This window comes from Rhizobacter sp. P3_C12, from assembly GCF_056402735.1.
Genome location: NZ_JBFUGW010000235.1, coordinates 1 through 9,819, shown reverse-complemented (window position 1 = coordinate 9,819; position 9,819 = coordinate 1). Strand labels below are relative to the sequence as shown.

Here is a 9,819-nt window from a genome sequence, read left to right as displayed (position 1 = left end):
CATGTATGCCGTGTACATGGTCAACGACTTCCCGGTCAACCCTCACAACGGCGAGTTCGGGCTTCCTCTCGTCGAGGTGCAAATGATGATGGGGCATGCAAGCATTCGGACGACCGCCCACTACGCCCGGACCAAACAGCGACGACTCGAGGCAAAGCTCGCTGCATCCGACCAAGCCTTGCTCGGCATGACCACCGATGAGTTGAAGGCACTTCCAAGGTTCAATGTGCAACTGCCGCGAGGCTGAATGTGATTAACACCACTGATCACCCAATCCTCTTGCTAGACGGCGGCGCCCTGAATAAGGAAATTTGTTTGTCAATATCTTGGGCCGAAGGAATAATTTCCCAGGAGCTGAAGGACACAAAAACTCCACCTCACAAGAGGAAGGCTTTCTCTCAATTCATGGGCGACTCCAATCGCGGCACAAGCCACTTAGACGAGGCATTCATCCAAGCGGCATATGCTTTCGCCAGTTCCGACGCGCTTAACACGTCGACTCAGCCGGCCATGGCCGCGATGGCAACGTACGTCGACAAGCGCACTGTCTCTGCAACCGGCTTCGCGCAAGTCAAGCGCGGACTAAAACTATCGCTCGTAGACCTTTGGCGACGAGGGGCGCTTCTTCTCCCAACGGTCTTCACCCCTGGTACCCATTTTCCGATGGCCTTGGTGAACCACGAAATCATTCGATGGCTGCACGGCATTGACCCGAAGTCGGCAACGGGTCTGCAACAAGCGAGCGGCCACAGGCTCTACTTCTATGGCCCTAGGCTGGTCTTTGCGACCGACTGGTCCCGGGTTGAAGACGTCTCCATCAACGACATCGCCAAGCTCCACCTAGCTCAACTGAAGTATTCGAAGGGGTTGCATCTTCATGCAATCGCCGGCTCCCAATTCCCATGGTCCCAGCTTCCTGCAGAATTGCTCAAAAGCTTTCCTGACCGCGTAACGTTCACTCTGGCTGAGTTGGTCGAATACTCGGCCTGGTCGGCTCGAAGCGCGATCAATCGAGGAGAACTCGAGACCTTTGTCCTTGATACAAATAACAAGAACAAGGCGAAGGTCATTTCGCCTCGAAGGACCAAGGGGACCTCGCACTCGGCCCTAACCGCAGAGCTCATTGCTGCGACAAGGCACGCCTCGACTCACGACGCAGTGTTAGCGTACTTCAAGCGTCTTTCCCTTAGGCCTGAATCCATCGATTGGAGAACGCGAGTACCTGTCTATCCAGGTCGCGAGCATGTCGACATCCGCAACGTTTACCAGGGCTGGGCAGAAAGCCTCATGGCATTCCTGCACCACCGCGAGCATATCCAAGGATACAGAAGCGCGGGTTCAGTCACCGCATCTCTGCATATTCTCGCGGACTACCTGTTCCTCTACCTACCTTGGTGGCACGAGTTGTACCCGTCCGGACAAGTTGGCGTGCCGGCGGCACCCAAGGACTTCGCGCGCTACGCGTACGTCAGCAGACATAACGATGRACCCCTCGCGATGCTGCCGGCGCCGCTGCTGCACTTGATTAGGCTGCGGCGGCCCAAGGCGGAGCCAGCAGCTGCCTGCATTAGACATCTGACGCTATTCTTCCGATTTGTTGGTGCCCATTTCGGTGACAACGAGACGATCGCGGGGCCTGTATACCGCAATCCGCTGGACAGCGAATTCGACGCGCCACGTCTTCCAGGCAAGAAGAACAAAACGAACAAGGAAATCATCCCTGCAAATATCTACGGCTATTTGCTGTTCTATTGTTATGCCATCGAGGAGTTCGGCCAACACTTGCTACTGCAGGCGCTCGAAGGGAAATTTGCAGACACCTGGGCCAGTTTAAGAGCGGCGCTTCGATACCGGACTGCGCAATTCGGTATGACTCCAGTTGTTCGCTATCATGGCTCGGAACACCCCGTGCAGTTGGTGCCAAATTTGTTCACGTGGGCGGAACGAGAGATCGCACATGAAGGCAAAAATACGACCGTCGTGGTTCCTCACTTAACAGCACTTCGACTCCTCATTGTCTCGTTGGAAACTGGCCTTCGCTGTCAGTCAGTCCAGTGGCTTGACCGCAAGACCTGGGATTCGCTGAACGAAGGCGCTGGCGACCAATATACGTACAGGCTGCTGGTGAACACGGACAAGACGAAGATTGAACCCTGGAGTACACCTGTTGTTTTTCGCGTTCGGCATGTACTACAACGGGAGGTGGAATTCCAGAAGCTCTTCGCAGACTTCGACACGTTCGAACCCGTACCCTATGAAGGCCTCAGCGTCTCTCCGTTTGACCCCGTGAGACCATTATTCAAGACGCCCAACACCGGGGTCCCCATCGGTGACAACGTCTACTACGAGGCTTGGCTTGCCGCACAAATTAACTTCGAGGCGTTCTACAAGGAGGTCAGCGGGGAACGGCATGTCCGCCTGTACTACCTCAAGCCAATGAAGACTCCCGACGGCCAACCAGTCGTCAAGTACATGGGGCGGGAAGCCATCGCCTACTGCGCGTTGAGCATACTAGCTGTCTACACACCGCATTCATGCAGAGCGACATTCGCGACGAACAGGCAGGGCCAGGGCATCCTGGAAGTGTCGGACGTCGCCGAGTTGCTCGGACATGAAGGCATCGCAACCACGGCGCACTACACGAAGTTTTCCGGCGAACAACTCCAACGGCGCTTGCAACGGAGCGACATCGCCCTCCTAGGCGACTATTCGATATTCCAGGTCGGCACTGAGAGCGCGTATATTCGTTCCGACAAGCCAGACAGCGCACTCGTTCAGAGCTTTGTCAAGAACCGTGAGGGCACAGTTGCGACGTTCAGGTTCATGCCCTCGATGGCGCTCTGGTCAATCGAGGACGACAAGCTGGATGAACACGACGGGCTGACGCTTCTCAAGAGCGGCCCCATGAGCCATATCCGTTTCCGCGAGACCCACATCTGCCCCGTCGGCGAGGAATGCCCGGCCGACATCGTTCGAAACATAGGCGCCCGCAGGCGCTGCGGCATCTGCCCACTGGCGATGAAGTGCATCGACCATCTTCCCGCCATCGCTGCCAAGAGAAATCAGTTGATCGAGCGAATTCGCTATCTGCACGCACAGCGCAAGCGGATGGAGGCCGCCAGCGAGCCCGCCGCTTCTCTAGATGCGCTCTGGGACGAGATCCAGCTCGACATCAACGAGCTTCTAGGGTGGAAGTTCAGCGAAGACGTGCTGCGGAGGTTGCATGCCGAGGCTGAACGGAGCGCGGACGCGGCTGTCCTCATCCATGTTGAGCGGCCGGACATTGTCCGACGTCACCTTCAGCTCGTGACTCGCCGATGTAATCGTGCCGATTTCTTGTTGCAGCGCCTCGCCGAATCGAATGCATACCCTTCGATGACTTCGCCGCAGGTCCAGATGGCTGCGTCGCTGCTGCGGCGACGGCTTTCTGCTGGTCAAGGTCTGGATGATCTTGCGACTCTCACGGACGAGAGTGATGACGTGCGGACTGCGGCGGCGATGCTGAGCGCGCTGATGAAGACCAGCGGCATCAGCATTGAGGATGTCGCGGCCCTCCTCGCCTCGTCGGTTCAGCCATCGGCCGCACAGGCATTGCCCCCGCGAACGGAGGCCGACGGTGACTCGTGAGCGCGGCGCTGCCAACATTCGCAAGTTCAATGCCGAGCGCGAGCAAGAGAATTTGTCCCTCTTAGAGCATGAGTTGCAGTTGTGCAGAAAGCGACGACTTCAGTTCAAGAGCATTGGACTGTTGGCGGCATATCTCTCCGACCGAACCAGAGTTCACCGAACGACGTTTCTACGGAACGCAAAGTACAAGGTCTTGCTGGCCATATACATGAGGTCGCAGGCCGGCGCCGCGGCTGCCGTCGATGACGCAACCGATGACCCATTCGTCCTCAAAGCGAAGCTCGCAAGCACTCAGGCGGAGGTGGGCATGCTCCGCCAAGAAGTGAGGCGTCTTACAGCTCAACTGGCGGGCTTCACGACGGCGCTTACATCTGCATCGAGCCCACGGAAGGGCGAGGTTGAATTCGCCAACCTGTGCGTACTGCTGAGTCTTGTTCTGGTGCGGGCAGAGACGTTTGCCGTCGACTCGACTACCAAGTCTCTTGTAGACTTGGCCGCCCGTCCGAGCGACCGACTTGTCTGCGGCCCCGAACGTGCTGCTTCGTATGTCGCTTGGTTGGAGCAAAACGTCTCTCTCCCGTTCGTCAGGGACATCAAGAGGACGCGCGCATAACCTCCAGCTTCAACGAGCGGCATCTCTTGCGGTTTTCGTCGAACTCTCGACACATGGCCTGACGGGACCGGCAGATCTATTGCGAGAGCTTCTGCTCAGCCATCGTGACCAGCGCGCCACCTTCGTAGCCAAGCGCTGCCGCGATCTTGAGGATGACGTGCAACGTCGGCTGGCTCTGACCACGCTCAATGCGGCCGAAGTAGGAGCGCTCGACATTGGCTACGTGAGCTAGCGCCTCCTGGGAGATGCCCGCCGACAGCCGGGCTTCTCGCACCACGCCGCCAAACGCCTTCGCCACGTCCGCGTCAAAGCTGAGCGCTCCTCGCGGGCGCCCACGCTTCGGCTTCCTGAGACGTGTCGACATCTGCCGGAGGGTCCGGCAAATGTCCTATTGAGGCCACGTTATTAATAACTCATCGAATGCAAACGATGAGCCAATCTACGTTCGTCGTCGGGGCGGCACAGTGCCCTGCGGGCGCGTAGTTGGGTCCGTCCGCCGAGCGCCGCGGAGCCGGCTGTCGGACATGGGATGAGCCTGCAAGCGTCGGTCCAGCTCGACGGCAAACGTGACGAAGTCAACCTCCAGCGCGCGCAGCCAAGCACGCAGCTCGATCACATCGAGCCGGCGTTCGCCGCTTTCGACCTTGCTAACCGTGGCTTGGCCGCGGCCAAGCCGCTGCGCCAGGTCGGCTTGGCGCAGCTTGACGGACTCGCGGTTGCTCCGCAGAAGCTCCAGGAAGATTTGCTGATGACGGCTGTTTAGAGACTTGAACATGGCGACCCTTAGCCAGCCAGACTAGCCGTACCCGTCGCGTATTCGGAAAGGGAATCTAACCACAGGCTGCGCGGTAGCACAAAGGGCAACGAGCTCGCCAGATCTCGAGCGACTGCAGATACTTCTGGTTATAAAAAACTCAGCTGCTGGACCGAGTCCGGCAGCGCTCTTCAGCCGATGTTTGTCTGCCACAAATCGTTCGAATTTCCCGTCCCTCCGCTCCTTCGCTCGCCCGGGTCCAGCTACTACCGGACAGTCGAACTCTCGCTTCAGCTACCTTGGTTCATCGTCACGTACCTGATCCGCGAGGGTGAGAACAGCTGCTTGCGTTCCGTTTGCTGCAGCTGGGACAACGACCTCATTGAGTTGATCACCCCGCAGGCGTTGACGCAAGCTACCCAGACGTCGCCGCCGACACAGCAGGCGGTTGCCTCCTTGCAGCAAGTCGTGCCGCAGCCGGATGGCAACGGTTGGGCGGTTCGTGACATTCGAAGCGTATGGACTGCGCTCAACGCCTCATCGGACGAACAGGTTGTGATCCTGGAGGACGCATACGGAGCCCAGTTCTACGGCACGTTTCCGAGTGATGAAGCGCCGATCGTTGGTGAGCGACGCCTCGTCGCCCGGATCTGCATGTAGATGCCGCCCATTTCACGCCCCATCCTGTTCTGCGGGGATCCGCATTCCCGATTTCATCAAATCCTCGAGAGCGCGCGTCGCACCCGTGCGTCGAACGTCGTTCTTCTCGGGGACATGGAGCCTTCCTGCCCTCTTGAAGAGGTGATGGCTTCGCTGCAACAGGACGGCATCGAGTGGTACTTCGTTGCAGGCAACCACGATGCCGACAGCCAGGTGTTAGCCCGCCGCGTCTGGAACCGGAACACGGAGCCGCACAACGTACACGGACGCGTGGTTACGCTGAAAGGAGGCCTACGCTTGGCCGGCCTCGCCGGCGTGTTCAGGGGCGATGTGTGGTACCCGATGGTCGGAGACAAGAACGGAGGCCGATCAACGTACTACTCTCGACTGGATCTCGAGCGCGTGACCCCGCGACAGTACCGTTTCAATCCGTACAATGCCGCGGCTCCTCAGGTGCACCACAAGCACTGGGCCAGCATCTTCGAAGAGGAGTACGACGCCTTGGCAGAAATGCAGGCGGACATTCTGGTGACGCACGAGGCACCTTCCTACCACTGCGACTTCAGCGGCAAGGGAACGGGCTTCCGAGCCATCGACGAGCTGGCAGACTTTCTCGGTGCGCGATACGCGGTCCACGGACATCATCACGACAACCAGGACAGCTCTGGATACTGGGTACAGCAAAGGTTCGAAAGCCACGGGGTAGGACTGCGCGGCGTCTCGGCGCTGTGGCCCGACGGCCGATGGGAGGTTGTCGTGCCGGGCGAGATCGACGATGTACGTCGGCGACAACTGGGGGCATCAGAATGAGGCTCCTCGTGTTCGGCGATTCCACCTCGAGCTCGTCGCACGGCCGATCCGGCCGGCTGGCGTGGACTACGACGCGGTGGAACAGGCCGTCGACATCCACCGTCATGCGCGCAACGCGACGCACTGGGCGAAGAGAGGCAGTGCGTTCGGCGGCAAACTGGCTGCACGGCGAACTCAGTGACGCGATGCACGCCGTCCTGTGCGGCGCCGGGCACAACCTGAGGATGAACCTGCGGTACCTGCGGGTACTTGGCTAGCCTATAGCGGCGGCCCTCGTATGGCTCTCGTTGCGCATCGCCTGCTTGCTCAGGCCTCCTGCCGCACCTCGCGCTTCAGTCGCCGGTTGACCTGACACATCCCGCTCGCTTCGCACAAGGGCGTGGTTGATCGACCGCTTACGACTACTCATCGTCGTTCAGCGCGTGTCGCTGCCAATCACGCGCTCGGCGTAGAGATCGACTGCACTGTGCAGATTTGCTAACTGGTCGGCACCGAAGGCAAATGCTCCGGATGAGCGCTCGACGCGCTGCGTGCCAGGTCGCCACTTCTACTGCGTGCCCACGCCACCCTCAATCTGTACTGCGGCGGACTGAGCGGCTGGCGTTGACGCCTTTCGAGAAACGCGTCGCTTGCGCTTCGTTGGTTCGTTGGAAGACTCAACACTCGACGGAGATCCCGAAGCATCGATCAGGAACCGGTTGCGGTTCTTCACACCAACAATCCAATTCGGAGGCTTGCCTCGCCCAGTCCATGTCTTGCCAGACTTCGGATCCCTGTATTTGGGCGCTCCGACAGTGATCTTGGCCTCGCGTCGACCCTTGACGGCCGCCCGTCTTTCGAGGCTCCGCGCCAGACCCAGATCCTCATGCGTCAATCCGTAGGCGGCAATGGCTTCCTTGATTCTTGATATAACGCCGGCCACTTCCGCTTTCCGCAGTTTCTCGGCCTCCCGTTCCAACTTGACAATCTGAGCCTTTAGCGATGCATAGGTCTTCATGAATATGTTTCCAACGAAGTATCGGAATGGGCCATTCTCGCCTCGATTTGATGCTTAGCGCCAGCGGGCCGCTGTGAAGTCGACAAGCGCCCTGCCCAAGGCCAAGGTCTGCTATGCCAGCGGTTGCGGTCTATCACTCGGAAGCCTGCCACCGTCCGCTGGCCGCCTCGATGCGGACGTTGGAAAGGTCCAGGAACTTCAGCGGCACTTGGGCAAGGACAAGTAAGAACGGAACGACGCACCACACTAGACCAAGTCAGCCGAGTTCTCTGGCCACCAGCGATCCAACAATTAGCTCTGCCCACCGCAGGCAGTCGAAGACTACTGATCGAAGGATGGGCTTGGAACCGTGCACATCCCCCATCTTGGAACGCAGCGTCTGCATCACGTAGGCCCCTTGATTCAATGCACCCTCGAGGTTCTTGTGGAACGGCACGATCTCGGACTGCGGCCAACCGAGTTCTTTGAGCTGCTCGTCGAGAGTGGTCAGTACGCCCTTTGCCTGTGCCGCCTTCTTGCACGCCTCCTGGAATGAGGCGTCGGCGGGATCGCCGAGACTCATCTGCCTGTAGACCATCGCGGTCGCCGAGTCCACGGCTCCACATGCTGCAGAGATCGCGCCGGACAGATCACCGTCTCTGAATCGCTGCGCTGCCTTCAAGAGGTCCTTCCGACACTCCCCGGGCGTGTCATCGAGCGTTTGAGGGCTCAGCACCTGGATGGGAACGAGCGTCTGATCGACAAACGACCACCCCAGCCGATCCAGGTACTCCGACAATTTCTCTTGAGATTGAGGCCTACGACGCAGGACCTCTTCGATGATGATAGTCAGGAACTTCTCTCGAGCGCTCGGTAGCATCTTGGCGTACTGCCGGTCCACCGCGGTCATGAGCTGACCTTTCGAGGCGCCCCCTTGCTGCTTCTGATCAAGGTGAGCGAGTGTCGTGACGTCGAGGCCACCCAAGCCAGTGACTTCCTTGATGTCGTAGAAGATCAACTCTTGGAGGCATGCGCGCACGGCTGGCCATGCAGCAAGAAAATCAGCAGGTGAGTTCGTAGTCGTAGACATTGTCACCGGCGCCGGCACTTGCACCTGCGGTGTCGGTTCCGGGATACGCACAATAGCAAGCCGGCGAACCTCTGGCACGATAAAACCCTGAATGAGATCGATGTCCTCCAGCGCGCCTCCCCGCTGCGGGATCAGATCCGCCAATTGCTTTGCAAGCCGAGGCCATCCGATGGAGTCGCAGTAGGCCTTCAGCGTCTTCAGCATGCCTGTCAGGACGTTGTCGATGAAGGCGCGCGGCTCTGGGTCGTCTAGGTAGTCGTTCGGCTTGATGCGCAAGGCTTCCAGCCCTTCGAGTGCTGCGAAGAGACCCTTTGCTTGGCTCGGCGAAAGCTCGCGTTCTACGTCAAGCGCGACTATTGGGCCAGAAGACTCCCTCTCCTGCTGATCGATGAGTAAAGCTTGCAGCGGCGACACTACCGGTGGGTTACTCCACCTCCGGACTTGTTCAAGGAGCGCGCCGTACGTCTCGTACTGGAGAATCGCCTCCGCCGGCGTCACGAACGCATCCACCAAGCGCAGGTCGGTGCTGCCGCCCGCGCACCAGATCGAAACGTCCCGCATCCGTTGAAGGGCCTCGTCGACGATTGCTCGAGACATTCCGACTTCATCGGCCAATGACACCACGGGCACCTGGCGGTCTTGATCACGAAAGTAGCGACGACGCAGGGCGCCATAGAGCAGCTCGATCTGCCCGAGCAAAAGGATTGCCTTTGGGGAGCCTACCTGAGGTAGTGCTGCAGCGGACACGATGTAGTTGCCACCGTCGCGCTTCAGCATGCCTTCTCGTTCGAGTTCGTCGAGAGACGAGATGTCCGAGTGATGCTCGACTCGGAATTTCAGTGCTGGCAGTGTGCTGCCAGGCGCGACCGAGCGGTCCAATGCAAGCACAAGAAGGCGCTTTTTTTTTGCATCGGATAGTCCCTGGGCGTTAATATCGTCCATCACATCGTTCGAGCGTCTGATTCACGTTGCGAGAGTCTATCGAGCCCGCGCTGCGCCGCCCACGCCGCAATCGGGCTGTAACGTTTCCACCATCGCTTTAGGGAACCGCTGATTTATTCGGGCAGATCTCGATGGCCGAACGAGGCGTGGACAGCGAGGATGGTTGCATGAAACAGACGAGCTTTGCGAGCCTGGAGTACGCGGGCAAGAAGCGCCAGACGAGGCGCGAGAAGTTCCTGGGCGAGATGGAGCGCGTGGTGCCGTGGTCGGCGCTGTGCGGCTTGATCGAGCCGCACTATCCGCGCAGCGGCCGCGTCGGTCGCCCACCGATCGGCGTGGAGCGGATG

The 9,819-nt window shown here is 59.3% G+C and carries 9 protein-coding genes and 1 pseudogene; 6 read left to right on the top strand and 4 right to left on the bottom strand.

Annotated elements, in window-relative coordinates; translation table 11 throughout:
- From AC1DXV_RS26360 to AC1DXV_RS26350, 3 genes are all read left to right on the top strand, one after another.
- Positions 1-247, top strand: a 247-nt coding sequence (locus AC1DXV_RS26360) for a hypothetical protein (protein WP_477936347.1), incomplete at its 5' end; no start/stop codon positions are given.
- Between the two features lie 158 nt (positions 248-405).
- Complete coding sequence (locus AC1DXV_RS26355; protein WP_477936345.1) at positions 406-3,627, top strand: site-specific integrase; 3,222 nt, start codon at positions 406-408, stop codon at positions 3,625-3,627.
- A complete protein-coding gene (locus tag AC1DXV_RS26350; protein WP_477872789.1) occupies positions 3,617-4,240 on the top strand; it encodes a hypothetical protein in 624 nt (207 codons plus the stop codon). Before AC1DXV_RS26355 ends, AC1DXV_RS26350 begins: the two co-directional genes overlap by 11 nt.
- A 76-nt stretch (positions 4,241-4,316) precedes the next feature.
- On the opposite strand, the gene AC1DXV_RS26345 is transcribed toward AC1DXV_RS26350, so the two are convergent.
- Both AC1DXV_RS26345 and AC1DXV_RS26340 read right to left on the bottom strand, forming a co-directional pair.
- Positions 4,317-4,604 carry a helix-turn-helix domain-containing protein gene (locus AC1DXV_RS26345; RefSeq protein WP_477936343.1) on the bottom strand — a complete coding sequence of 96 codons (288 nt, stop codon included), beginning with the start codon at positions 4,602-4,604 and terminating at the stop codon, positions 4,317-4,319.
- 75 nt (positions 4,605-4,679) lie between these two features.
- Positions 4,680-5,015: a helix-turn-helix domain-containing protein gene (locus AC1DXV_RS26340; RefSeq protein ID WP_477936341.1), complete on the bottom strand. Its 336-nt coding sequence runs from the start codon at positions 5,013-5,015 to the stop codon at positions 4,680-4,682.
- A 177-nt stretch (positions 5,016-5,192) separates the two neighbouring features.
- On the opposite strand from AC1DXV_RS26340, the gene AC1DXV_RS26335 reads away from it, so the two are divergent.
- Both AC1DXV_RS26335 and AC1DXV_RS26330 read left to right on the top strand, forming a co-directional pair.
- Positions 5,193-5,654, top strand: coding sequence for a hypothetical protein (locus tag AC1DXV_RS26335; RefSeq protein WP_477871419.1), 462 nt, complete (start codon positions 5,193-5,195; stop codon positions 5,652-5,654).
- The gene (locus AC1DXV_RS26330; RefSeq protein ID WP_477936339.1) at positions 5,655-6,464 is read left to right on the top strand and encodes a metallophosphoesterase family protein; all 810 of its coding nucleotides are present in this window, start codon (positions 5,655-5,657) and stop codon (positions 6,462-6,464) included. It begins immediately after the preceding gene.
- A gap of 682 nt (positions 6,465-7,146) precedes the next feature.
- On the opposite strand, the pseudogene AC1DXV_RS26325 reads toward AC1DXV_RS26330, so the two are convergent.
- Positions 7,147-7,461 (bottom strand): annotated as a pseudogene (locus tag AC1DXV_RS26325) (H-NS histone family protein); the annotation flags it as partial.
- Positions 7,462-7,717: 256 nt separating this feature from the next.
- The gene (locus AC1DXV_RS26320; protein ID WP_477871417.1) at positions 7,718-9,472 is read right to left on the bottom strand and encodes a hypothetical protein; all 1,755 of its coding nucleotides are present in this window, start codon (positions 9,470-9,472) and stop codon (positions 7,718-7,720) included.
- Positions 9,473-9,639: 167 nt separating this feature from the next.
- On the opposite strand from AC1DXV_RS26320, the gene AC1DXV_RS26315 reads away from it, so the two are divergent.
- The coding region (locus AC1DXV_RS26315; RefSeq protein ID WP_477936337.1) for a transposase at positions 9,640-9,819 on the top strand (180 nt) is incomplete at its 3' end.

What these genes read in the sequence shown, in the direction of transcription:
- AC1DXV_RS26320 (WP_477871417.1), bottom strand. Translation starts at nt 9,472, where the DNA reads ATGGACGATATTAACGCCCAGGGACTATCCGATGCAAAAAAAAAGCGC.
- AC1DXV_RS26330 (WP_477936339.1), top strand. Translation starts at nt 5,655, where the DNA reads ATGCCGCCCATTTCACGCCCCATCCTGTTCTGCGGGGATCCGCATTCC.
- AC1DXV_RS26335 (WP_477871419.1), top strand. Translation starts at nt 5,193, where the DNA reads ATGTTTGTCTGCCACAAATCGTTCGAATTTCCCGTCCCTCCGCTCCTT.
- AC1DXV_RS26345 (WP_477936343.1), bottom strand. Translation starts at nt 4,604, where the DNA reads ATGTCGACACGTCTCAGGAAGCCGAAGCGTGGGCGCCCGCGAGGAGCG.
- AC1DXV_RS26340 (WP_477936341.1), bottom strand. Translation starts at nt 5,015, where the DNA reads ATGTTCAAGTCTCTAAACAGCCGTCATCAGCAAATCTTCCTGGAGCTT.